This window comes from Paenibacillus sp. FSL R5-0517 (genome assembly GCF_037974355.1).
In the GTDB taxonomy this organism is placed as follows: Bacteria; Bacillota; Bacilli; order Paenibacillales; family Paenibacillaceae; genus Paenibacillus.
The window spans coordinates 5302142-5328948 of sequence record NZ_CP150235.1 but is presented as its reverse complement, the minus strand read 5'-3'; the positions used below and the strand labels follow the sequence as shown (position 1 = coordinate 5328948).

At 46.8% G+C, this 26807-nt stretch carries 16 protein-coding genes; 14 read left to right on the top strand and 2 right to left on the bottom strand.

Annotation, left to right across the window (positions count from 1 at the left end; all coding sequences use genetic code 11):
• Window positions 1–101 precede the first annotated feature (101 nt).
• Window positions 102–2114, bottom strand: a complete 2013-nt coding sequence (locus tag MKX40_RS23780; protein WP_339236885.1) for a DNA mismatch repair protein MutS — start codon at window positions 2112–2114, stop codon at window positions 102–104.
• Window positions 2115–2640: 526 nt separating this feature from the next.
• On the opposite strand from MKX40_RS23780, the gene MKX40_RS23775 reads away from it, so the two are divergent.
• The 14 genes from MKX40_RS23775 to MKX40_RS23710 all read left to right on the top strand — a co-directional run bounded on the left by MKX40_RS23775 (window position 2641) and on the right by MKX40_RS23710 (window position 25552).
• Window positions 2641–4977 carry a helix-turn-helix domain-containing protein gene (locus MKX40_RS23775; protein WP_339236883.1) on the top strand — a complete coding sequence of 779 codons (2337 nt, stop codon included), beginning with the start codon at window positions 2641–2643 and terminating at the stop codon, window positions 4975–4977.
• A gap of 281 nt (window positions 4978–5258) precedes the next feature.
• Window positions 5259–6212: a sugar ABC transporter permease gene (locus MKX40_RS23770; RefSeq protein WP_017686861.1), complete on the top strand. Its 954-nt coding sequence runs from the start codon at window positions 5259–5261 to the stop codon at window positions 6210–6212.
• A 45-nt stretch (window positions 6213–6257) separates the two neighbouring features.
• Window positions 6258–7130, top strand: a complete 873-nt coding sequence (locus MKX40_RS23765; RefSeq protein ID WP_124115652.1) for a carbohydrate ABC transporter permease — start codon at window positions 6258–6260, stop codon at window positions 7128–7130.
• A 69-nt stretch (window positions 7131–7199) separates the two neighbouring features.
• Complete coding sequence (locus MKX40_RS23760; protein ID WP_339236881.1) at window positions 7200–8699, top strand: extracellular solute-binding protein; 1500 nt, start codon at window positions 7200–7202, stop codon at window positions 8697–8699.
• A gap of 24 nt (window positions 8700–8723) precedes the next feature.
• A complete protein-coding gene (locus MKX40_RS23755) occupies window positions 8724–9827 on the top strand; it encodes a glycoside hydrolase family 88 protein (RefSeq protein WP_339236879.1) in 1104 nt (367 codons plus the stop codon).
• A gap of 108 nt (window positions 9828–9935) precedes the next feature.
• The gene (locus MKX40_RS23750) at window positions 9936–11447 is read left to right on the top strand and encodes an extracellular solute-binding protein (protein WP_339236877.1); all 1512 of its coding nucleotides are present in this window, start codon (window positions 9936–9938) and stop codon (window positions 11445–11447) included.
• A 347-nt stretch (window positions 11448–11794) separates the two neighbouring features.
• Window positions 11795–13060 (top strand): S-layer homology domain-containing protein, encoded by a 1266-nt coding sequence (locus MKX40_RS23745; protein ID WP_339236874.1) that lies wholly within the window; start codon window positions 11795–11797, stop codon window positions 13058–13060.
• 407 nt (window positions 13061–13467) lie between these two features.
• Window positions 13468–16725, top strand: coding sequence for a DUF5704 domain-containing protein (locus MKX40_RS23740; RefSeq protein ID WP_339236872.1), 3258 nt, complete (start codon window positions 13468–13470; stop codon window positions 16723–16725).
• Window positions 16726–16894: 169 nt separating this feature from the next.
• The gene (gene pulA / locus MKX40_RS23735) at window positions 16895–18943 is read left to right on the top strand and encodes a type I pullulanase (RefSeq protein WP_339236870.1); all 2049 of its coding nucleotides are present in this window, start codon (window positions 16895–16897) and stop codon (window positions 18941–18943) included.
• 490 nt (window positions 18944–19433) lie between these two features.
• On the top strand, window positions 19434–22310 hold the full coding sequence (gene pulA / locus MKX40_RS23730; RefSeq protein WP_339236869.1) for a type I pullulanase: 2877 nt from the start codon (window positions 19434–19436) through the stop codon (window positions 22308–22310).
• Between the two features lie 280 nt (window positions 22311–22590).
• Window positions 22591–23223, top strand: a complete 633-nt coding sequence (locus tag MKX40_RS23725; RefSeq protein ID WP_339236868.1) for a 50S ribosomal protein L25 — start codon at window positions 22591–22593, stop codon at window positions 23221–23223.
• Between the two features lie 157 nt (window positions 23224–23380).
• On the top strand, window positions 23381–23905 hold the full coding sequence (locus MKX40_RS23720) for a hypothetical protein (protein WP_339236866.1): 525 nt from the start codon (window positions 23381–23383) through the stop codon (window positions 23903–23905).
• A 272-nt stretch (window positions 23906–24177) separates the two neighbouring features.
• Window positions 24178–25149 (top strand): WYL domain-containing protein, encoded by a 972-nt coding sequence (locus MKX40_RS23715; protein WP_339236864.1) that lies wholly within the window; start codon window positions 24178–24180, stop codon window positions 25147–25149.
• A 40-nt stretch (window positions 25150–25189) separates the two neighbouring features.
• Window positions 25190–25552: an HIRAN domain-containing protein gene (locus tag MKX40_RS23710; RefSeq protein ID WP_339236862.1), complete on the top strand. Its 363-nt coding sequence runs from the start codon at window positions 25190–25192 to the stop codon at window positions 25550–25552.
• A 53-nt stretch (window positions 25553–25605) separates the two neighbouring features.
• On the opposite strand, the gene MKX40_RS23705 is transcribed toward MKX40_RS23710, so the two are convergent.
• Window positions 25606–26709, bottom strand: a complete 1104-nt coding sequence (locus MKX40_RS23705) for a glycosyltransferase family 4 protein (RefSeq protein ID WP_339236859.1) — start codon at window positions 26707–26709, stop codon at window positions 25606–25608.
• Window positions 26710–26807 lie beyond the last annotated feature (98 nt).

Sequence of the window (26807 nt, the reverse complement as noted above, 5' to 3'; positions counted from 1 at the left end):
ATACTGCTCCCAGTATAACAGAAATGCGTCAGTGATTATGGAATTCACTGTGTATATATGACTTCCGGTTTACCACCACATCTGTTTCTCCCAGGGGTTATTCATTCTTCAGGCGGTAGTTCAATCTGCAGGCCTTCCACATGTTTACGTCCCATTAATTTGCGTTTCTTGCGGTTTTCTTTTGTCTCCAGCACAATGTCCAGATCATAATCGTCACCCGGATATAACTCATCGGCAGATATATGCAGGGTCAGGCGTTTTTTATGGATTTTGACTTTGCGTCCACGTAGCATGACCCCGATATTTCCACGGCTATCCTCCACATCACATACGATTCCCGACTGATTCAGATAGGCCGCATACACCCGATCCCCTTTGCGAAACGTTTTGGCAGGAGCAAGAGAATTCGACTCTCTGGTTGTTCTCTGTTTGTGGAGACCGATTGAATTTTTGGATTGCTTCGTCTGATTCAACTGATTCCGCTTGGATAACTCTGTCGGGTCGTCTGCCTCCTTAGCGGAACGCTCCGGCGTCAGGATCGGAGTTTCCATAGGAGGTGACGTGAACACCATTGTACGATCTCTTGAAATACTTTGATCTGACAGGGACTTGGAACGCTCGATAATTCGCTGTGGCATGCCCAGCTTTAATGCGATGGAATAAGCATAGCTCTCACCAGCTTCTCCGATACGCAATCGATACAGCGGCTGGAGAGTAACAGTGTCAAATTCCATACGGGCATTTTCGAATCCTGGCGTGGCCGCAGCAAAATGTTTGATTTCACCAAAATGGGTTGTCGCCACAACGGTTGCTCCTCGGCTGTGCAATTCCTCCAGCATGGCAATGGACAGTCCAACACCTTCACCGGGATCTGTGCCGGAAGCCATCTCATCAATAAGCACCAGAGTTGACGTATTGGCCTGCTCCAGTATGCCAATCATATTGCGAATGTGTGCAGAGAATGTACTGAGTGCCTGTTCCAGACTCTGCCCGTCACCAATATCAACCGCTACCTCGGTATAAACAGCCATCTCGCCACCTTCCTCTACCGGAATAAGCAAACCGGATTGCATCATCAAGGTTAACAAACCAAGGGTTTTGAGTGCGACCGTTTTACCCCCGGTATTCGGGCCCGTAATAATGAGCGAAGAATACGTCCTGCCAATGGCGAAATCAAGCGGAACCATGGAAGAACCCATGAACGGATGTCGTGCACGTTGAAGGCTGATATGGCCCTGTGTATTGACTCGAACGGTACGTCCGTCCATGGTGGCCGCATATTTGGCTTTGGCAAACAGGAAGTCCAATACACCAACCGTTTCGGTGTTCAGTGCGATTTCACGATTATACGATTCGGCCAGAGAGGTTAAATCACCGAGAATTCTCATCTCCTCTCGGGACTCCTCCGCTTGTAGAGCGGCCAATTCCATCTGCAGACTTACTAACTCAACAGGTTCAATATATACGGTTTGCCCGCTTCCGGATTCATCCAGCACACTGCCTTTCACCTGTTTGCGGAACTCTTTCTTAATGGGCAGAACGGTTCTTCCTCCGCGTTGGCTGATGACATGCTCCTGCATAATGGAACGATGTTTACTCACCAGAGAATCAAGCTTTCGTTTCATACGCTCCTCATTCACCGTCATTTTTTTGCGAATACGAGTCAGCTCTTTGCTTGCTTGATCCTGAATGCGTCCACTATGGATGCAGCGCTCGATCTCACGCAGCAAAGGTTCGATCAGAATCATGGATGCTGCATAGCGACTAACGGTGGGAGCGGCGTCAGGTTTGCCCTCCATGTACTTCATGAGTTGTGCACAGCTCCGCAGGAACTGAGCAAGATGACTGAAGTCACGTTCACTGAATAGATAACCGGTGCCAAGCAGATCCATAATCGTTTCCATTCCGTCGAGTGAAGGGAGGGGGATACTGGCCCCGAAACGAATCAACGCAGCCGCTTCTGCTGTTTCTTCCAGGCGCAGCTGGATCAGGCGAGCATCTACCATCGGTTTTAGTTCTCTGGCATAACGTTTGCCCAGATAAGACAGGGCGCAGTCTGCAACATTTTTTTGAATTTGTGGATAACCTAGACTGTTTAATGTGTTCTCATTCATGCGTAATCTCTCCTTGAATTTGAATTGGGATTGCAGTTGACACGCGAAACATATTCCTGGAAAACGCAAAAAGGGCGGAGAATGAACAAACGTCATTCTCCGCCCTAAATATATGGGAAAGCAAAGTCCGCTACAGGTCTATATTAAAAAATCCGCGCTGAAATCAGCGCGGAAATAGACCCGGACAATGACAATCCCGGAGGCGATTTATGATATCCGCTGTTCTTAACTAAGTACAGGGATCTGGCGCATCATGAAATACACGTATGCCATGTGGGCACAAGCGCAATGAAAGGCCAAACTCCTGAATATGAAACTTGGTTAGTTAAGAACATTCACCGACATTAAAAATCTCTCCTTTGATTGAGGAATATGCAACCAATATAAACTGGAAATTGGTTTGAAGTCAACCTTAGAATAAATGAGTGGACTTGAATAAGAATGGGTTTTAAAATAACAATAGTAAAATAATCCAATGAAAGCGATTTAATATAATAAACATACATATTAAAGGAGGATGCTCTTTTTGCCTAAGTATTTACTGCGTTTGCTCTGCTTTACCCTGATCCTCGGAGCCCTTCCCGTTATTGTTATTGGTTCGGTCTCGTACACGATTGCATCACGTGACATTGAGCAGAAAGTGCGTGAAAGCAACCTTCAGATATTGCATCAGACCCAAATGCGGGTAGAACAAGTTCTGCGCAGCCTGCAATTATCATCCATTCAGTATGTCAATTCACCCCTGGTACTTCAGGCGATGAAGAAACCGCTGGACAGCAGCGATTTTCAGGAGATTCGTGACCTGACGTCGGGCTTTAACAACTTGCAAGCGGTTACGAACATTGACCAAGCCTATCTGGTTAATCTGGACGAAGATTGGGTTGTTTCGATGCGTTCTTTTGGCAAATTGGATGATTTCAGTATTCGGGACCGGATTGGTTCTTATCTGACCTACACTAACAGCCTGTTCTGGGTCACTCAAAATGCCAGTTCAGCGAAAGAAAGTGTACCCGTGTCAGCTGGCATGGGGGAACTGACACCCGAACAGGCACCTACTCTCATTTCATCGGATAATGTGGTCAGTATGGTATTCAAAATCCCGATGATGCCAACGAATGTGAAACCAAAGGGATTTCTTGTGATTGATATCGCCGATACGGAAATAAGTACATTTTTGAGCCGAAATGCGAATTCCGGAGATATGTACGTTCTGGATCGGGAGCAGAAGTATTTTCTAAACGATGTGCAGCAAGATGGGAAATATGACACGCTCAATAAGGAAATTGATGAAATGGTACAAACGACAGGCCAGCCAGAGGGGTTCTTCAGCTCGGAGGTGGAAGGTAACCAAGTGGCGGTTAGCTATAGGCAATCTCCACTTAATGGCTGGTTATACGTGTCCGTTGTATCCCTTGGGCAGATCACGGCCCAATCACAGAAAATTGCATTGGTTACCGGTGTCGCTACACTGGTCATGTTATGTGTAACGGGATTGGTCGCCATATACGGCAGTCGGCGGATGTATTCACCGATCTCCAGACTGCTGCAATTTACGAAAGGGTTGGATTCCCCAGTTATTCCATCAGGACGTCGTCAGGATGAATTTATCTATATTGAGGAGCAATTGTCAACTTTGTTCAGTTCGGAGAAAACGATGCGTGAGCAGATGAAGGGGCAGCATGTACATCTCCAAGAGTTTTTTATGACCAAACTGCTAACAGGCAAAATCTCGGAAGAAGATTTCAGATATCAGGGAGAATTGTATGACTTCCCGACCGGGTGGGCAAGCCTTGGCGTACTCATGCTCCAGATGGATACGTTGGAAGGAACCCGATATGAGGAACAGGATCGGGACCTGTTGCTGTTTGCTGTCAACAATATGGTAGGTGAACTCCTTCCTTCTGCAGTTCGGTTCACCCCGGTCATGCTAGATGATGCCCAAGTCACCGTACTTGCCTCTGAACTCACGGATGAGGTGAAGTTGAAGGAATGGATGCACACCCAGGCAGACTGGATTCGCGAACGTGTCGTGACCTATCTGAATCTGCCCGTAAGTATTGGCATCAGTCGTTCGTACACTTGTATTGGAGATACGCCAAGAGCGGTTCAGGAGAGCCGCGAGGCACTGCAAGGCCGGGTAAGTCTGGGCAGCCGTATTATTTTGCATTACGAGGATATACAGCCACGTGGTCAGATGGAGGCTGCGTTGTATACCCAGTTACGGATGATTGAAGATCAGCTCGCTTCTGCGCTCAAGCAAGGAGATGAAGAGAAGACGGACGCCTATTTTACGCAATATTTGGGGTTGCTTGCCGATAAGAAGCTTCATTTCAGTGAATACCCCGTCATTATGGTTCAGCTATTGTCTCGTGTATATCAGCTTGTTCAGGAGCAAGGTGGAGATGTGGCTGAAGTACTGGGTGAAAAAGCATCCATGTCACATCTGCTAAAGTTGTCCACATTGGACGAAATGACCAATTGGTTCCGCAAGCGGCTGTTCCAGCCCGTCATCCGTTTTTGGCGAGAGCAGGAAGAATCTCAATACATGAATATTGCAAGGCGCATGATTCGTTTGATCGAGGAACGTTATGATCGTGAATTGTCGCTGGAGGCCTGTGCCGCTGAGCTTAATTTTCACCCTGTCTACCTAAGTCGAGTATTCAAGAAGGAAGCAGGAGTCAATTTTACGGAATATCTTGCAGAGTATCGTATGGAAAAAGCGAAGACTTGGCTGCAAACAACCAATCTTAAAATATCGGAGATTGCAGAGAAATTAAACTATACCAATCCGACCGCATTTATCCGTACGTTTCGCAAAATTACAGGAACTACCCCCGGCAAGTACCGGGAGCAGCAGCGATAAAACAAGCCTGTTCTGCCTGCCATGGAGGCAGGCTTTTTCATGTTCAGGTGTAGGGAAAAGGCCACACTTATCCATGAAGTTAAGACAGGAATATGGAGGTTAAAAGCAGTTCATTGCGCCTTTCATTTCTGTGAATGAAATCAGATAAACCCTTGCTGCATAAGGAATAACAAAAGGCTAAAACGAGACGATAGCCAGTCATAGGTTTATCCTCCACAATGAAGATATGAATTCAGGAAGTGATATTTTGTAATCGTTTCCAATGTGGGGAGGAAGACACTATGAAAGCCGAAACGGCGGCTCGAACACGGCCCGCTACCCGCAGTGACAAAAACCTGCTGTGGAGGGACATTATCAAAAACCGGTGGCTGTATATCATGTTAATACCGGGTGTGCTTTACTTTGTTATTTTCAAATACATACCCATGTATGGCATCACGATGGCTTTTCAAGATTACACGCCTTACAAGGGCATCTTGGGAAGTGACTGGGTAGGGTTCAAACATTTCCAGCGTTTCTTCGGAGAACCCCAGTTCTGGACATTGTTTCGAAATACGTTTTTACTCGCCATTTATAACATTGTGTTCTTTTTCCCGCTGCCGATTGTACTGGCACTCATGATGAATGAGGTTCGCCGTGAACGCTTCAAACGATTTGTACAAACGCTTGTTTATGTTCCGCACTTTGTTTCCTGGGTTGTTGTTGTCGGTGTGTTCTACATGCTGTTCACAACCGAGGGCGGTGCGATTAATGAATTGCTCTATAACCTGACTGGACAAAAAGTGGCGTTCCTGCTTGAACCCGGATGGTTCCGTACGATGATTGTTGGACAATCCATCTGGAAAGAAGTCGGTTGGGGCACGATTATCTTCCTTGCTGCACTTTCCGGGGTTGATACACAACTCTATGAAGCTGCACGGATTGATGGTGCCAATCGCTGGCGCCAAACCTGGCACATTACGTTGCCGGCCATTCGCAGTACAATCGTCATTTTGCTTATTCTGCGTCTGGGCAATTTCCTGGATACAGGCTTTGAACAGATCTTCCTGATGCTGACTCCGACGAACCGGGATGTGGGCGAGGTATTTGATACCTACGTGTACACGAAGGGGCTCACCCAGGCACAGTACAGTTATAGTGCTGCTGTCGGGTTGTTCAAATCGGTTGTCGGGCTGGCGCTTGTCCTTGGTGCCAATACGCTGGCCAAAAAATTCGGGGAGGAAGGCGTCTACTAACCCTCGGGAGCAGACGTTCTTCACCAGACAGGAGTGAACATTAAGATGCAACAGGATAAAACGTGGGGCAACCGGATCTTTGATTTTCTCAATCACGGCTTGCTGCTGTTGATTGGTATCGTGACGGTCATACCGTTCATTTATATTTTGGCCGTATCGTTTACCAGTCCACATGAAGTGGCCAAGGGAGGATTTATTCTTTTTCCAAAAGAGTTCTCTCTGGCTGCATACCGCTACATTTTCTCAACGGATACCTTGATTCGCAGTCTGGGTGTATCGGTCTACATTACGGTGATTGGTACCTTTATTAACCTGTTGTTTACGTCACTTATGGCGTATCCGCTCTCCAGAAGATATTTGCGTGGACGCCAGCCCATTTTGCTGGGTGTATTGTTCACGATGCTCTTCAGCGGCGGAATGATTCCAACGTACTTTGTCGTGAAATCTTTGCACCTGACGGATACATTATGGTCGCTGATGCTGCCTACCGCTATTAGTGCGTTTAACTTGATTGTACTGAAAAACTTCTTCCAGGCTATTCCCGATGAACTGGAGGATGCAGCCAAAATTGATGGATGTAACGATGTCGGCGTATTGTTCCGGATTGTACTGCCGTTGTCCATGCCAGCCATGGCGACATTTTCACTTTTTTATGCAGTGGCCCACTGGAACAGTTTCTTCAGCGCTGTAATCTATATCAACGATAGTGAGAAGTGGCCTGTCCAAGTCTGGCTGCGTGAGATTGTCATTCTGGCACAGAGCCGAATCGGAGACACGAGTATCGAAGAGACCGAGATCCAGCCGCTTACCATTCGCATGGCGGTTATCGTATTCTCCACGATCCCGATTATGCTGGTGTACCCATTCCTGCAAAAGCACTTTGCAAAAGGAGTAATGCTGGGTTCGGTGAAAGGTTGAGTCTTCACATGCTTCAAATTCAGTTCAAGATGACAATTTAACTGCATAAAAAAGGGAGGTTTTCATGTTATGAAAGCAACAAAAAAGAAAGCCGTAGCTGTCTTGAGCACACTGGCACTGGTGACAGGGTTGCTGGCAGGATGCGGATCAGACGAGGGTCAGGCTGCCGAGGGCGGCGTACAAAATGTATCCATAGCCATTGCGCAGGTGGGTGATGTGCCAAGCAAAGGCAATGAAGTTCAGCAAAAGATTGAAGAGTATACCAACACCAAGCTGGATATCCAGTGGATACCAGCTTCGGCCTATAATGACAAAATTAACGTGATGATCGCTTCAAGCGATATGCCAAAAATTGTGAAGGTGCAGTATAATCCGACCGTGACCAGCGCTATGCGTAATGATGTGTTCTGGGAAGTGGGGCCTTTGCTGAAAGACTACAAAAATCTGTCGGCTCAGAACGAGCGTTTTTTTGACAACATCAAGGTAGAGGGCAAAATCTACGGGGTTCCAGTTTTCTCGGATATCGCGCGGGCCACGGTGATCTATCGCAAGGACTGGTTCGAGAAGCTGAATCTTAAGGTGCCAACCACACCGGATGAATGGTATGAGACGATTAAAACACTGGCAACCTCCGATCCAGATGGAGATGGTCAGGATAATACGTTTGGGTTGATGCTTTTCAAAAAATATAATGAGGACCAATATTCCTTCACGACGCGCCTGGGCGTAAGTTTTGGTGCACCTAACAAGTGGAAAGTTGAGGAGGATGGCAGCTTCACGCCTGAATTCATGACGCCGGAATATATGCAGGTGCTGGATCTGCTGAAACGGTTGTATGATGAGAAACTGCTGAACCAGGACTTTGCCGTATTCGATTCTACGGAAGCGGAGAAAAAGTATGATTCCGGTGTTGTGGGTATCCGTGTAGGTGTTGCTCAGAATGGAAAAAGTCAGCAAGAGCGTCTGTCCAAAAACAATCCGGATGGTGTGGTAGACATCGCTGGTTTGCTCGGACCCAATGGAGATCGTGTTGCAGGACAGACGGGTAACTCGGGCATTCTGGCATTCCCTAAATCGACGGTGAAATCGGAAGAAGAACTCAAGAACCTGCTCTCCTTCCTGGATAAACTGATGGACCCTGAGATGGCTACCCTGTTGATGCGTGGCATGGAAGATAAACATTACACTAAAGTGGGCGAAGATCAGGTGGAGATGAGTGACTTCGATGCATTCCAGCGTGAAGTGAAACCTTACCGTGACAACCTTCCTTATGTCGAAGGGTATAACGTACCGAAGTTGAAGGATACGGAACTGGGTGAAAAAGGTACAGCACTTGCCAAGGAACTGGCGGAGCACGCTGTGCCAAACCCTGCGCTAACGTTATATTCCCCAACATATGGTGACCGCGGGGCGGATCTGGATCAGGTCATTGCAGATGCACAAACCAAATATATCATGGGCAAGATCGATCGAAGTGGCTGGGAAAAGGAAATTGAGAATTGGGGCAATGCGGGTGGAAACAAGATTCGTGAGGAATATGCCGAAGATTATAAAAAACAGGCTCAATAAAGAGCCGGAAGCGGAGGCTTGATCATGAAGGAAACATTGCAACTCACATCGGTGCGCATGGCACAGCAATTCATGGAAAGTTATCGCAACCATGAGCTGTACTCCACTTGGCATTATGAGAATGGCTGCTTTCTGAAAGCACTCGAGGAGCTGTACACGCACACCGGGGAGCAAAAGTATTTTGACTACATCCGTGAGCTAATGGATCATTTTGTTCAGGAAGATGGCTCGATTCGTTCCTATACGGTTGAGGAATATAACCTGGATCAGATCAATCAGGGAAAATCACTGTTCCTGCTGCATGAGAAAACGGGTGAAGAAAAGTACCGCAAAGCTGCGGATTTACTTATGACTCAGCTCAAGGGACAGCCACATACGAGTGAAGGCGGATTCTGGCACAAAAAGATTTACCCTTTCCAGATGTGGCTGGATGGTTTGTATATGGCTACTCCTTATCTCACCCAGTATGGCGCAGTGACGGGTGAAGAGAAGTGGTTCGACAAGGCGGCTCTGCAGCTCTTACTGGTGGAGCAACGTACACGTGATCCGCGTAGTGGTCTTTTGTACCATGCCTGGGATGAGAGCAAAGAGCAGCGTTGGAGTTCGGGGGAGACGGGATGTTCTCCACATGTCTGGAGCCGGGCGATGGGCTGGTATGTGATGGCGGTTGTGGATACACTGGATCATCTGCCGGTAGATCATCCGCAGCGAGGGCAGATCGTGGGCATCTTCGAACGGGTAGCAAACGCATTAGTACATGTTCAGGATCAACAGACCGGACTATGGCCACATCTGCTGGATCAGCCGGGAAGAGAGCGGAACTATCTGGAGGCTTCAGGCACCTCAATGTTTGTCTATGCATTGGCCAAGGGTGTGCGTAAAGGATATCTGAGCGGCAAGTTCAAAGCGGTTGCGGAAAAAGGGTATCAGGGTCTGCTGCAGCATCTGCTGCAAACGGATCGTGAAGGCGTGCTGTCCTTGACGCAGTGTAATGGCGGAGCCGGTCTTGGAGGAAGCCCGTATCGTGACGGGTCCTACGAGTATTATGTGACCGAGTCCATTCGGATCAATGATCCGAAATCGGTTGCTCCGTTCATTTTGGCAGGGGTGGAGATTGAACTGGCGTAATGCTGGTTCTTCTCTCTAAATTATTTATGATAGCGCATACATGGTTGGTATGAGTGAAATGAGGCAAGTTTGCTGAACAAATTGGCTATCCAAAAGGAGAGATGGTTCATGAGTCCAAAAGGTCCAATGTCCCGTTTAGGCGGAATCGTTGTAATTGGTGCAATGTCCGCTGGATTGCTTGCAGGTTGCGGGGGAGAAAAAGCGCCTGCTGCAGGGGAAGGTAAACTTCCCATTTCCATCTCTTTAATGCAGGTAGGTGATATACCGGCCAAGGAGAATGGGATTGAACAGAAGATTGAGGAATATACCAATACGGATGTCAATGTACAGTGGATTCCGCAGTCTGCTTTTGATGATAAAGTGAACGTGATGGTTGCATCGGGCGAGATGCCGACCATTATGCGTGTGAATTATGTACCGACAACGTTTAATGCCGCCAAAACGGGACTGTTCTGGGAACTTGGGCCTTACTTGAAGGATTATAAAAACCTGTCTGCCCAATCCGAGGCTTATTTTAACAATATCAAAATTGAAGGCAAGGTCTACGGTATTCCGAACTTCCGGGATATTGGACGGACTGCGATCGTATATCGCAAGGACTGGTTCGATACATTGAAGCTGGATATACCCAAAACGCTGGATGACTGGTATGAAGTGATGCGCTCTATTCGTAAGGATGATCCGGACGGAAATGGTAAGGAAGATACGTACGGTGCACTGTTATTTAAGAAATATAACGAGGGAGTCTCTTCGCCACTGACGCGTATTGCTGTAAGTATTGGCGGTGTCAACAAATGGGGTGTGGATGATGCTGGGAAACTGACCCCGGAGTTCTTGACTCCCGAATATGTGGATACGATGAAACTCTTCAAGCGATTGTTCAGCGAGGGGCTGATTAACAGTGACTTCCCTGCCCTTGATCCTTCGGATGCAGACAAAAAAATGGATTCGGGCCTCGTTGGCATGAAGCTGAACGGTGTGGCTCAGAACGGAAAATCTTCTCAGCAACGGCTTACGCCAAATGCTCCGGATGGAGAGATTGATGTAGCTCCGTTCCAGGGACCCGATGGTATTCGCATCGCCGGAGAGCCTGGAAACTACGGAATGCTGGTCATTCCGAAAGCATCCGTTACAGATGAGGAGCAACTGAAGAAGGTCCTTACGTTCCTGGATCAGTTGATGGATGAGGAACTGAGCACGTTGCAGCTCCGTGGATTACTCGATGTGCACTATACCAAGACTGCGGATGGAAAAACCGAACTCAAGGATTTCGATGCTTATCAGCGTGAAGTGAAGCCATATCGGGATAATTTGTTAAGCATTGAAGGTTATAACGTGGCTGAACTGGTCGATGTTCCGATTGGTATGAAAGGTACAAAGATGGCGCGTGAGAATGAGCAGTACGCCATTGCCAATCCGGCACTCACCTTGTCTTCGGCGATCTATACCGAGCGTGGTCAGGAGCTGGATCAGATGATCTGGGATGCGCAGACCAAGTACATTATGGGTAAAATCGATGATGCAGGTTGGGAGCAGGAAATTGCAAGCTGGAGAAAAGCCGGTGGTGATCAATTGATCACGGAATTGGAAGCATCCTATAAGGAATTGAACGGAAAATAAAGCTGTGTGAAATAAAAAAAGGTTGATCAAATGGAATGATATGGTTTATTCTATGAATGAGTTTATTTTTCCAATAGCATACGAAAAGACCACACCCTTAAAGCATAAGGCTATGAATCTGCGGATTCATGGCCTTTTTTGTGTTTTAAACGAATGAAGTGGGTCTGTAGAAGGAGTGTTGCACGCCTTGAAGTGATGGGGACGAACGAAAAATAATACCAATAGCCTAGTACAACATGGTAGAATATTGATTATTATGGCAAATTTAGGTTTTTGTTATGAAGAGAAGTGACTAGGTTGACCAAGTAAAGCATCCCCATACTAAGGTACATAGGAGCGTGAGTAGATTGAAGAAGCAGATTGAAGGACACGAGAAGAAAAAAAGGAACGGTTGGATCGTCGGGTTGTTAACGACAGCTGTATTGGCAGCAACACTATTACCGATTGGCCCCGTACATTTGACGTCAACAGCGAATGCGGCGTCGGTAACAAGTGACACTGCCCTTAGCAAGTTCAAAGATATCAAGGGCCACTGGGCTCAAGCAACAATTGCCAAAGCTTATGAAAAAAACTTGATCTCTGGATACCAAGATGGAACGTTTCGTCCTAATGGCAAAATCACGCGTGGGGAATATGCCACCATACTTGCCCGCGCGACTGGACTGGAGAAGGTAGAGGGGCAGAATCCCTTTGCTGATCTCAAGGGACATTGGTCTGAAGCGGCGGTTAGCCAGCTTGTCGGACAAGGATTCATTAACGCTGGCGATTATCCCAAAGGCTTCAATCCGAATGCGGAACTAACTCGTTACGAGATGATGAAATGGATTGCCAATGGATTGATCAAGTCCGGCAGCAGCTTCCAAGATGCTTTTAACGATACGAAAAACACGCTGCTTCCCACACCGGAAGTGAACCGTGGCACCGTTCGTGCCGAGCAGATTCCGTATCTTGCCCTTGTTCGCGGGACAGGCATTGTCGGTGGCTTTCAGGATGGCACATTAAAACCCGCGGATTCCACCACACGTGCAGAAGTATCGGCCATTTTGCTGCGTTATATGGACGTAGAGGGCACGGATGCCGGGAAATATAGTGATCTGAATGAAATGAGAGAGGTCGGCACGACGGGTACGAATTTAACGACAGTAACAAATTACAAATATATCAAGGGTAACTTCGGAGATATAGTTAACACAGATTACACCTTGAAAAATAATGTGGGGGTCGTAAGGTACCATAGATTTATCGTAGTGGATACTCGAGGGACTAAGCCCTTGGGACTGTACGCCTCGCTATTTATAGATCCAAAGAACTTGACTAGGGCACAAGGAGGTCGCTTCTCTACCTACGCCGAGATAACGTTTACTTCTAAATTTGATAAGTCAAATCTTTTAACTATTGCTAGAGCGAATGATAATATAGCTATTCCAATTCAACGATTATTTAATGTGAGCTATTTGAAAGAAAAAGGGTTTATTACTTTACCAGACGATTCGAATGCAATGTTGAAGCAAGGAGTGCCTACCAAGTTTTGGTCATCACATACTCTGGATCCTGTGAAAGGCGGATATATGTTGAAGAATGATGCTGGTAAAGAAGTTCAAATCTATCAATAGAACTTTTGGTGGTGTTTAAATTTAATATTAAACGTTATCTATTAGATGGCTTAAGAAATTTATTTAGAGTCTTAGTAATAATACTAATGATGATACCAGTCTATTACTGCATTTCTGATACTCCTAAAGCTAATGCCTTAGAAGAACAATATGGTCCCAAATCCATGAAAGGGCCAGCAGTAACAGTTGATGCAAACCCAACTCAAGGAACACCGGGAGTTTACTGGTATCAACTTGATTCAGGAGAATTTAGGGCAGAATATCAAGGCACACACAAAGATGTGGATAACGGAGGAACTGACTATGATGCATACCCTGTGAAAACAGAAATTCCTGATAATGTTGATATGAGTAAATGGCCGCCACTAAGTTGGAAGCCATATAGAGGAATAGGAATTGATAAGGAAATGGTAACTGATATTAAGCTAAAGAACGATCCTGATGGCGTAAAATATCAGCAGGTAAATAGTTATGAAGGAATAGGTAGTCCAAGAGTTACAAGTGAAAAAAATGCGGATCTTAGAACATATACTGGCAAAGGGTTTGAGTTCTTTGAAAGAGAACCTTATGGGACTAGGCCAGGCAATAAACCCAAATATAAGATGGTATACCACACCCCTGTTAGCATCTTCTGGGAAGGTAAGATTCACGAAGAGAAAGAAATCGATGTAACTCCAGATAAAACTCTTACCCTAGGTCAAACCCAGCAGATGGAAGCCTTGGTGAAGACTAAGGGCTATGGTGCGACAGCCTTTGGTGAGGGCATCGACGTGTCACGAAGAGAAGCGGAGATCAAATGGTTTTCTTCTGACGAGTCGATTGCAAGTATAGAGTTGAAAACCGGAATGTTGAAAGCCGAAAGTCCGGGCACAGTCACTGTGCGTGCGATCTGGAACAATGGTACATATCTGATCTCGGATACTGCGACCATAACAGTCACGTCGGAGCCAGGACTCGTTGTGAATCTGCCGAATGCTTGTAAAGCCAATACGACAGCTCTACAGGCAGAAGCCGTTCTAACCAAACCGGATCGCACTGTTCATAAGCTGACGGCTCATCCCAAATTGACGTGGCAGAGTTCGAATCCAACTGTGGCAACGATCGGCGCAGACGGCAAAATTACAACAAAAGGGATCGTGGGCAGCACTACCATCAAAGCCCATTTTGTTGATTCTGCTCAGCAACTGGATGAACAAGGGTCTCAGGTGCTTGAGGTGAAGGACTGCACGGATAATGGGGGAGATCCTGTGAACGCTTGCTCAGTGACCATCAGCCCACCTAGTAGAGGCGCGGTTATCGAAGCATCGGTTATAGACCCATCTGTTCGAGGTGTGTTGAAGGCGGACGATCGGGGATCTGAGAAGTTCGATGTTACCCGTGGTATTCCGACCTCGGAAGATCTCTATGCCAATGTCTTGGCCAAGGAATATCTGTTTCATCACCGTTGGGTTAACATGACAGGAACGGTGACTTACAAGGTTCCTGTGAAAAGGGTTTATCATAAAACCTGGACGATTCCGGGAAGAGCTTCTAGTGGTGAGGGGGATCCAGGAACACCTCCTGAGCCCAGAGAACTTGACGTCCCTGGGGATAAAATCATGCAAGTAACAAGGACATATAGCTATTGGCAGATCGATAATCTGGAGGTATACAAGTTAAATGAGGCAAAGGTATCTAACTATGCGCTAGGTGGTTACGGTGACACCGTGACCCTGACGCCCAATGCATATTCTCCACCGACTTTGCAATCGGCTATGGATACTGCGGTTAACACTCATGTGAAACCTGCGCCATGTCAAGAAATTGATCTTGGCATCCAAGGTGTTCCGGGTGGTTCCGATGAACCGCCTACGCCAGATGAAACGTCATTGTTTCAATCTGAAGCTGAAGCGAAGGTTAGAGAGAACAATGTAAATAACGATAAGGTAACCTTTAATGGGGCGACGATTATGGACCCCGCTCCAGTAGCAAAATCAGCTCCGCAACCGGGAACTATCTCCCAGCCGGGCATGATTGGGGATCTTGTTCTGTACCAGAACCGACTGACGATCAAGAACACATTGATGAACAAAGCTAACCAGCCCACCACGGGTGAGATTACGTATGGACTGCTCCCTGGCAACATTAACGGAGGGCAGGATCAGAAGTTCCCCATTCTGGGCATCAACTCGGTGACAGTACATACTCCAGTTGTGAACTATGCCTGGGTATCCGATGATCAGCCGCATAACCAGAAGACTACGCCTGATCCGACCAGAGCTGCACTTATTCTAGAGCGTCCATTTGTTGTACGAATCCCAACTTCAGGTCAACATTTGGATATAGGGAGTTACCCTGGTTATGGAAACCGTGATTATGCAAAATATTTCCGGATCAAACAGGTTCGTTTCCCATTCGATGTTTATAATGCAGCCAGAAGCCAATTTATCCCGGCCATGACTTGGGTGGATATTCCGGTAAATCAGTTGGACACCCCTTTTTATCTTCCTGTATGGGTAGATGAAGGGAACTATCAGATAGAGTTTCGTAATATTGCCGAAAATGCACCTGCAAACTTTACAGAACAACAAGATGCCAACACAAATCTGACCCATCATGTTGCAGCAGATACCGTTGCTGTAGAGGTTATCGGACGGTTGTATGATTTTCATATCACGGATATTTCGGACTACAACTGGGAGAATGTGTTCCGCAAGCGGATGGGCAGCCCTGAACCAACGGGTGTGAGCTACTGGACCGGAGGAAACAGTATCGACGGAGATCCCCGAGGTAATTTGGCTCCTTATGTTCTGCCTATTCGTCCCGGCAGTCATCCGGTACAAGGCTTCCGAAATGCAGCGGTGAAGACGGGTTACCATTTCAAGTTTGATCTGAAGACCAAAGGTAATATGTTTGGGAAACAGGATGGTATCCGAATCACGCCAACGTTCTCTTTTGTGAGCAAAGATGGCACCACCCGGCAAGAAGTGAATTTATACTACCATCGGGGACAGGAACGACTTATTCGTATCGGATCGGCACAGGATTTAGAGAAACGCTTTGTTGTGCTGAACTCACGGTTGCGGAATGTACCCGGTACGGAGTTGGGGGATACGGCGCGCTACCAGTATACCTATGAACTGTCGGAGGAAGAACGTATTCAAGGGTCACTCGCCGAACATATGGTTCGTTTCGTGGATCAGACCTCTCATTATAAAACGTGGGTAGGTCGGTATAACTGGATGATTCTCCCTTCACAGATCCGCACACTTATTGGCCCAAAAACAGATATTCCCTCCAGTGTTAATGTGGATCGGGCGAATGCAGCGATTCAGCGCTGGTATGGGGAATATAGCTTGCCAGCGGATGTATATGCGGTGCCCAAAGGAACCGATCTCGAATTACTTGCCAGACAAAACCAGTTGGATGAGAAGGCAACAGTATTTCTGAGGGACGGTTACATTGTAGTGAACTTCAACATCGAAACGTTGCGCAGCGGCGATACGAATGCACCCCATCTGCAATACATTCATGCGCCGTTAATGAATCAATGGCAAATGGAAGGTTTCGATTACAGCCCGGTAGATAGTCAGGGGAAAAGCTGGCCGATGCAAGATGGGGACGTGGTTTGGTACCACGCCGATCAATCCAGCCGTAATGATTTCCAATCCCAGGTACCGCATTAGAGAGAAGTTATCGATCCATTAAGAAGGCAGACGTTATGTGAATCTACATGACGTTTGTCTTCTTTTGTCTAATTGGGATTATGGTTGGGCAGCAGAACGGGTATAAAGGGTAAGGAGCACTCGTTCTATCCATATTCATAATTTTCTCAACGAGAGGGGAACAACACATATGATTGAAGAGGGTAAGCAGGAACTATTGATTTCAGATGATACATACAGAGGAAGAGATTTAGGTGTCACCTTAGAAGCACAAGCCTGTCGCTTCAAAGTCTGGTCACCGTTAGCCGTTCAGATGGAACTACTTCTGTACCCGCCTTTGACAGGAGGGAACCCTGAAGAAGAGCCCAATCAACGGAAACAGCAGGCGATACCTATGCAAAAGAAAGAACAAGGCACCTGGTTTCTGGAACTGGAGGGCGATTTAAGCGGCTACCGTTACATGTACAAGCCTACTTTCGAAGATGGACATTCGACCAATGCTGTAGATCCTTACGCACGAGCCGTGACCATGAATGGAGAAATGGGTGTAATTGTCAGACTGGAGCAGACACATCCGAACGGATGGAGTGAGGATATACGCTCCGAATTGACCAGTCCTGTAGATGCAGTCCTGTACGAACTGCATGTCCGTGATTTCTCCATTCACCCTTCGTCGGGAATAACGAATAAAGGCAAGTACTTGGCTTTTACCGAGACAGATCTGCGTGATTCGAAGGGCAACACACTAGGGATCGATCATTTGGTTGAACTAGGGATTACCCATGTGCATTTGCTACCCGTATTTGATTTTGCGACGGTAGATGAATCCAGAGTAGATGGTGATACGACGGATGCCTCCAACTATAACTGGGGATATGACCCGCTCCATTATAATGTGCCGGAAGGTTCCTATGCATCACGTGCAGACGACCCGGAGACACGAATTCGTGAGTTCAAATCCATGGTGCTTGCCCTTCATAACAAGGGAATAGGTGTCATTATGGATGTGGTGTATAATCATACGTTTGATACGGAAGGCAGCTCTTTTGAAAAACTTGTACCAGGGTACTACTATCGTGAAAACGCCGATGGGACCTATAGCAATGGTTCAGGTACGGGTAATGAGGTGGCTACTGAACGCGCCATGGTTCGCAAGTTTATCATCGACTCGGTCCGCTACTGGGCAGAGGAGTACCATGTGGACGGTTTTCGCTTTGATCTGATGGGCCTGATCGACACCACTACGATGAAACAGCTTGCAGCGGAATTGCATACCGAAGTGTCACCTTCCATTTTGTTATATGGTGAACCATGGGGCGCACTCGATTCGCCACTTGGGGATGATATGACCCTAAAAGGAACGCAACGCGGGGCGGGTTTTGCTGTGTTTAACGATAATTTCCGCGGCGTGATCAAGGGAGACAGCGATGGAGTGGGTACGGGATTTGCGACGGGGGCGGACGGGAAAGAAGACGAATTGTGGACTGGCGTCCGGGGAGCCGTTCAGGATTTTACGGATGGTCCATCCGAGACGATCAACTATGTAACGGTGCATGATAATCTCAACCTGTGGGACAAAGTCGCACGTACACAAGGACTCCACGATACCTTGAATTTCCTCACCTATGACGAGGATGGGTGTATTCGCGGTTGCGAAAGTGTGGAAGAGGCTGTAGAGAAGGCTAAGCCTTACCTGCAGATTGATCCGGAACACATTCTGGAGAATGAGACCGTTAGGCGTTGTTTGCTTGCCAACGGTATTGTTCTAACCTCCCAGGGTGTACCCCTGATCGCCGCTGGAGATGAGCTGCTTCGCAGTAAATATGGGGATGCCAACAGCCACCAGAGTGGAGACGCAGTCAACGCCATTCATTGGGAGCAAAAGCAGCTGTTCAAGCCAGTGTTTGACTATTACCGTGGGCTGATTCTTCTTCGGCGAGAGCATCCCGTATTTCGGCTTCGTACACGGGAAGAGATCGAGAAGCATGTTCGTCTAATCGAAAAAGATAAGGGGCTACTGACGTATGAACTGAACGGTACAGCAGCCAGCGATCCTTGGGAACGCATTGTCGTCATCTATAACGCGGCAAAGGAAAACCGTGACCTCTCTGTTCCCGCAGGAACATGGAATGTAATAGTTGAGAAAGGACAAGCCGGCGTGGATACGATACGCACCGTACAGGACGGACAGGTAAATGTGAACGGGCTATCCATAACGGTGATGTATTCCAATTCCTAATCGACCTTAATCTCCAAGCAAGAGAATGTAGTGTGCTAGTAAAAGGGAGCGTGCTTAAATAAGGACATGTTCAATTGTCCTGTAGATCGGGTGAAAAATGAAAATGAGTCGTCCTTCCAATCGGAAGGGCGATTTTTTGTCGAGTTAAAGAGCGATGGCTCGACCATAAACAGGAGTTTGTTATACTCGGAAATACTAAAACATCCGCCAGTTCAATGCGTAGCTAAGTATAGATTTGTTTGGAAAGCAGATGACATCCTGTAATTTATTTTTATTCTTGTATTTTTCAAACTTTTTTTGTCAGGACAGGTACATATGCTGTCAATCTATGGCACTTGTTTTCATATCCTATATTTTGAAAGCGATTGCTAATTGAATACACAAATTGAACCGATATGATGAGTACAGACAACCCCGGGTTGACAAATCCCGTCCCGCTCCGTAACATCGGGACAACACGAAAACAATGGATATAAAGGCGGTGGGAACGATGCCGGAATGGACTTCTTTTCGTTACGAAGGCAACGATCTTGGCTTAACATATACTCGTGCTGCAAGTACTTTTAAATTGTGGGCACCTACGGCACAACAGGTTGATATATTGATTTTTGAAGATGAAGGGCATTACAACGAGGAAGGTAAGGTGCAAGAGCATAAGGGTGAAAGGGAACATTCCTTGACACGTGATGCGGATGGAATATGGACTTTAGAGCTTACAGGCGATTGGGCAGGTTATTATTATATGTACCGTATCACTCATAATGATCAGCGGATTGAAGTCGTTGTTGATCCTTACGCGAGAGCGGTAACGGCCAATGGGCAACGAACGGCTATTATAGATCCTGACACCACCAATCCGGTCGATTGGGAACTGGATGTCAAACCTGCTTTTCTGCGTCCTGTCGATGCCGTGTTATATGAGTTGCATGTCCGTGATTTCTCCTCAGACCCACATGCCGATATTCCGTATAAGGGAAAATATCTGGCATTCACAGCATCCGGTCTGACGGATAGAGCAGGCAATAGTATTGGTGTAGACCATCTTGCCGAACTGGGAGTCACTCATGTACATCTTCTGCCTGTGGCGGATTATCAGACGGTGAATGAACTCGCTACAGCTGACGTTGGTTCTAATGTCCGAGCACCATACAACTGGGGATATGATCCGCAACATTATAACGTTCCCGAAGGTTCCTACGCTACCGACCCTCGTGATCCGGCAGTTCGAATTCGGGAGCTCAAATCACTCGTACAATCGCTGCACAGACAAGGTATTCGTGTTGTACTTGATGTTGTCTATAATCATACGTACAGCGTGGAAGAAGGACCGTTTGAACGGATCGTACCCGGCTATTATTACCGTTATCGGGAGGATGGCACCCTCAGTGATGGTTCCGGTGTAGGCAATGAACTGGCGACTGAGCGTCCAATGGTGCGAAAATATATTGTGGATTCTCTCCGATATTGGGCAGAAGAATATCATGTGGACGGATTTCGATTTGACCTTATGGCTCTAATAGATACGGAAACGATGAATGAATTGACACGCGAATTGCGGGAGCAGATCGATCCGGTATTTCTGATCTATGGGGAACCTTGGACGGGTGGAGATTCGCCTTTGGACCGCAAAACATTAAAAGGAACCCAGCGAGGTCAGGGATTTGCAGTATTTAATGATCATTTTCGCAGCGCAATCAAGGGGGATAGTGATGGAAGTGGCAGAGGGTTTGTCACGGGTGCCGGAGGACAGGAATATGAGATTCTCAGAGGATTAGCCGGAGCACTGGATGATTTCACATCTTCACCTGTGGAAGTTGTCAATTATGTAACTGCCCACGACAACCTCAATCTGTGGGATAAAATTGCAACAACCATGAACCTAAGACATGAATTAGGATTTCCCGTATGGAAGGACGGACAGCCCGTGGGTGGTGGGAGTGCTGAGTCCGCTGTAAAAGCAGCAGATCCTTATCGGTATGTGGATGCAGATGATGTTTTGGATCATGAAATGGTTCGTCGCTCGTTACTGTCTTCCGGCATTCTGCTGACTTCTCAAGGCATTCCGTTCCTGCATTCAGGGGATGAGTTGCTCAGGTCCAAAGCCGGTGATCATAACAGTTATCGGAGCGGGGATGCGGTGAACGCCATCACATGGGCCAACAAATCACGGTTCAGACCGGTGTTCGACTACTATCGTGGTCTTATTCACCTGCGTCGCACACATCCCGCTTTTCGTATGATTGATGCTGAACAGGTACGAAATCACCTTCGTGTAATTCGTGCGGATGGCAATGTAGTTGCCTTTATACTTCAAAATGGTGCGAATCAGGACACCTGGAATCAGATTATGGTCATTTATAACGGAACGGAACATGAGCAGCATGTGGACCTGGGAGAAGGGGACTGGCATGTCGTAGTCAATGCTCATCAGGCAGGTACAGATCTGATCGAGACTGTTCGTGGTACTGTGCAGATAGAACGATGGTCATTGATGGTACTGTATGACACAGAGCGTGCTGGAGGCGCTGAGCCGTCAACAGTGGAGATTAGTTTTCCTCGCCAGGTATACAGTCCGAAGGAGACCACGCAACTGCGAGCAATCGTACGGGACAGCATTGGCAATGTGGTAGAAAAAGCCCCGGTTACCTGGACTTCTTCTGATCCGGATATTATTCAGATCCAGCCTGATGGAACAATCCATGCACTGGAACGAGGGGAAGCTTCAATTACAGTCCACTGCGGGGACATAACGGCAAGTTGTATGTTACAAGTGGATTACCGTCATGCTGAACGAATTGAAATTGTGGGCGAACCCGTCATGTACATGACCCGCATCAGCCGCTTCCGTGCCTTGGTCCTTGATCAATTTGGTCAGCCGCTACAGGATTCGAATGTACGCTGGAGCTCTTCTCACCCTGAACTTGCAGCGGTGAGTGCGGCAGGGATCGTACGTGCGATGACACCCGGAGTAACCCATATTATTGCTGAAGCTGGAGGAATAAGGGCATCTCTTGCCGTGACGATTCATAAACAGATTTCGCGAACCGTCACGCTTCGATATGAACGGGATGACCAGCATTATGAAGGTTGGGATGTCTGGGTGTGGGGCACAGGTATGGAAGACGGAGCAGTAAGGTTGGAACAAGTCGGTAATGCCGCAGAAGCCCGCTTCCGCGTTGCTCCGGGTCTGCATCACCTGGGATTGATCATCCGATTGAACGAATGGGAAGCCAAAGATACGTGCGGAGACCGTTACGTGGACATTGTACCTGAAGATGGGGACGTGCACATTATTGTCCGTAGCGGGTCAGACGAGATGCAGATCATTCGCGAAAGCGAAAAAACGGAAGATCGTGATAGCGCATAGTTTCTTTATTTATAACTTTGAACGTAGTTCGTCAAACCCTTGCTAAACCAGCAGTTGGAAGAGATTCCGACTGCTTTTTTGGTCTGAATACACGGAGAATAGCTTAGCCGAAAATAAAGAATTGTCCTGTTTCGTGTTTGAGATCCTCTATCATTGGGGTAAATATAGATATGGCCCACGATTCGGCCAACGGAAAAAAGACCATTATGGTCTATAAGCGAAGCTTTAACGCTTTCCAACAAATATAATGTAGTGATCCCTTGAAGGAGGATGTTCAATCATGAAATCCAACGGAAAAATGGCTCAACTTACAGCAACGCCAAGAACGGAAAAGAAAGGTGCAGCACTGCGCTTGTTAAGACAAGGCGGACGAGTTCCTGCAGTCGTTTACGGCCCGGGACTTGAAGGTGCTTCAATACATGTAGATGAAAAAGAGATGCTGAAAGTGGCACGCACAGGCCGCTCCGAAATGTTCAACCTGAATGTTGAGGGTGGTAAAACGATTCCTGTACTGATCAAGGATCAGCAAGAGCGTAATGGACGTTTGCTGCATGTAGACTTTTTGCAGATTTCCAAGAACAAGCCAATCAGCGTAAGTGTATCGATCGACTTCCAGGGTACAGCAGCCGGTTCAAAAGCGGGTGGTGTATTCCAGACACAGGAGACACAGCTGGAGGTAGAAGGATTGCCTGCGGATCTGCCAACGTCCATTGAAGTTGATGTTAGCGGATTGGATATTGGTGATCGCTTGACTGCAGCGGACGTCAAACTGGATAAAGGTTTGACACTCGTAACATCTCCTGAATCAATCATCGCGTCCGTCATGCCGCCACAAGCGGCTGAGGAAGAGCCAACAGCTTCTGCTGATGAAGCCGCTGAACCAGCAGCTGAAGAAAAAGCTGAAGAAGAATAAGCCAAGCTTGGTGATCTCATCAGACCCCATGCTTAGCCGAAGCCCAGTCCCCGGACTGGGCTTTTTATATTTCCCGGACGAGAAGTTATGATAGTCGCATGAAGGAAAAGAATATACTACAATACATGTTAAAGGGCAAGAAAGTAGGTATATTTCAATGTTTGATCCAACGGTGTATGACAATCTGAAAGTCGGGTTTGAGAATTATCTCTATGATATGGATAACCTGGATGAACGTATTCAGATTACGGGGCGTAAAGATCGGCTGGAGATGGCAGTGATGTCCAGAGAGTTCACAATACAGTTCTGTCTCAGGGATCGTCCGGAAGTAACAGGAGAAGTCATATTAAGCAGTTCCCTTGAGGAACTTGCAGCAGAGATATTGGAGAAGCCTGGAGCGCATCCGGGTTGCCGATTGGAACTGCGGTTTGGTATGGATGTGAAGGAGACCGAGACACAGTGCTCGGCTATTCGTTCATTATTGCAGATGGGCTGGCCTGACCAGCGGATGTGCCTGAACATCCGCTATATCTTTGATGAAGAGCCAATCACATACAACGTTATGGCTCATGTATACTTTGACCGTAGTGTGAATGAAGACCAGATGGGAGATATTCCTGAACTATGTGAGCATATGGTGAATGTGATGAATCAATTATTAGAGTTGTTGCATAACCAGTAATTCCAAGAAAGCCTTGTCTCTTTGGTGAGATTAGGCTTTTTTTTTGCATTTTTTTAAAAGTTTGTGTAGGCTTTCAGGCTTAGGTTTAAGGTCATTGGGGTTAATGTTTTACGCAAGCAAGTAAGAGAATGTATATTAAAAGGGGGTAAGAGTGCAATTGGACTATACTGAAATGGTGAAATTGCGAAAAATAATATTGGGACTAAAGATTTAGTTCTGTACTAAAGGAACTAGTTTTCCTTGCCGATAAAATATCGAAGGGGAGAAACTACATGACAGAGAAATTAATTCGTCTGCTGCGTATACTTCAGGCTATACAAGCAAATCCTGGAATTTCGGCCAAAGAGTTGGCGCTAAAATGCGGTACGACTGTACGCACGATATATCGTGATCTCCGGATTTTGGACAGGGTTGCCCCGATTATGAACGAAGGATATGGAAAAGGTTACCGATTTATTGGTGAGTTTGCCATGTATCCATTAGATTTTACTGAACAGGAGGCAATGGTCTTCTCCATGCTTCCGTCCGTAGTTGATACCTCCAAGTTACCTGCTGAGTTCGATTCGGCTTTTGACAAGGTCATGTCGGCTCATACCAAATTAAAATCAAGAAACAGTGACATTGTAGAGAATATTGCGGGAATTATTCGTATGGGCACGCCAGCTTATCGTGAGGAAGGAAAAGATCCTAATCTGCTGATTCCCATCATCGAAGCTATTCTAAGCCAGCAAACCATTCGTACTCAATATCATACGCTGACAAGAAATGAGATTACAGTTCGCGATATCGATCCTTATTATCTCATTCCGCGTGATCAACGTTTTTATCTGATCGGCTACTGTCATTTGCTGCAAAAAGTTCGATTGTTCCGAATTAGCCGTTTTTTGGATGTAACACGAACCAATGCCGGTTTCGACAAGGGTGACTTCAACATAACACAGTATATGAAGAACACATGGTCTATTGACCGTGGAGACGAGCATATCCATTTCAAGGTAAGATTCTCTGAGAAAATAGCCCCCTACATAAAAGAAGAAGAGATGTTTGTTCGCCCGCGAATGACGAATATGTCGGATGGGGGATTGTTATTTGAAGTGACACTGAATAGCAGCCGAGAATTTTTGAAATGGTTGTATCAATTTGGACCCGAGGCAGAGGTACTTGAACCACGGGAGTTTCGTAGAGAGATACGCAGGCAACTTGTCGAGTGGTTGGAACATTATGAGACTGATGTATCTTTGTGAATTTTAATTATGGACAAATACAAGAGAAGGAGCAGGTCGTATGAGCACTAAATTATTCGCAGCTATGTATGGGATGGACCACTATCATGGAGTACAGGTTTTACATGTGGGGGATACCGTGTATCTCGTCAAAGATCCAGACAATCGATTGGATCAACAAGCAATTAAGGTCGTTATTCCACCGATTGGAGCGGTAGGCTATATCGTTAATGATCCGCTTGTCGTACCTCATGGATGTTGGACCGGGAAGGCATTCTACGATGTATTTCATCAACTAACGTGTGCCAAAGTACGATTCATGATGAGAGATATGGTTATTATGGAGTTAATTGAGATGAGTCACATTCCTGTTCCACAGATGGATTCTTTGATTGCGGGATGGCAATTTCGTGAAAAAGCTTGATCATTTTAAAGAGCAGGTTTACATGGGGCAAAAAGCTCATAACAGAAGAAGGCTCATTGACGGATGAGCCTGGTATAGGTGGCTTCCAGATGCATGGCTGTTCTGGCCCAACTGAAATGTGCCTTTGCGCTGTCTCGGCCAGCCTTCCCTAACATCTCGGCAAACGTGGGGTTGCTTGCAAGTTTGTACAGGCAGGAGGTGAAACGTTGGGGACGTTTATAATCACTCACAAGGTATCCATTAATACCTGATTCAATAATCTCACGAATGCCTCCGTTATCAGAAGCGATGACAGGTAATCCTGAAGCCATGGCCTCAACATTGACCAGACCAAAAGCTTCATGTTCTTGGGAGGGACACACCAGACAATCGACGGCCCGATACAACTGATCGATATGCTCATGGTTTATCTGACCACGAAAGGATACATGCACTTTTTGTTTATGGGCAAGTTCGCGAAGTTTACGCATGTAATGCGGAGGGCCTTTGCCTGCAACGACCAGTTGGACAGGCATCTGTCGCTGAAGGAGGGCAGTCGCACGAATTAATACGTCTACGCCTTTTCCAGGGATGAGCCTGCCGACATACAAAATAGAGAATGGTTTAGTCACTCCAAATTGTGTACGCAGTTGAATCTGTTCTTCGCTGGATTCAGCAGGCCTGAAGCGGCTTAGATCCGCACCCAATGGAACCACACTCATCCGGCGTTTTACCAACGGAAATCTGCGGCCTAGCCTTTGTCGCAGGGATTGGCTGTTAACGGCAATCCAATCCGCTTTTCTCATTAATTTGAGTCTGGAAGTTCCGGGCTGAGCAAAGGTTAACGAGTGAAGATAGAGTACAACGGGAGTGCGTGGAAAAGCTTGTTTGATGTTCGCCATACTTCGTGGCCTGTTGTCCACTTGAATTACATCGTAGGGTTGTTTGGATAACTGGCGTATGACGGCTTTGGTGTATCTGACAGGACTCGATGCAGGGACACGTTGAATGGTGATGCCATCGATCTGTTCTGTGGCAGCGAGACCTTCCATTTGACGAGTTATGATAGTCACCTGATGGCGGTGTGCAAGTTCGCGGGCAATCCCTAATATACAGATTTCCACGGAACCATTACCGGGCAAAGGTAATTTCTCGGGTGCAACCATAGCAATTTTCATTAACTGGCTCCTCCTTGTCCGACATCGGTAACAATCTTCGTCGTATATCTTATGAGAAGCTGAGGTATTTGGCTCCTGCAAAAAGGCAGGTGAACACC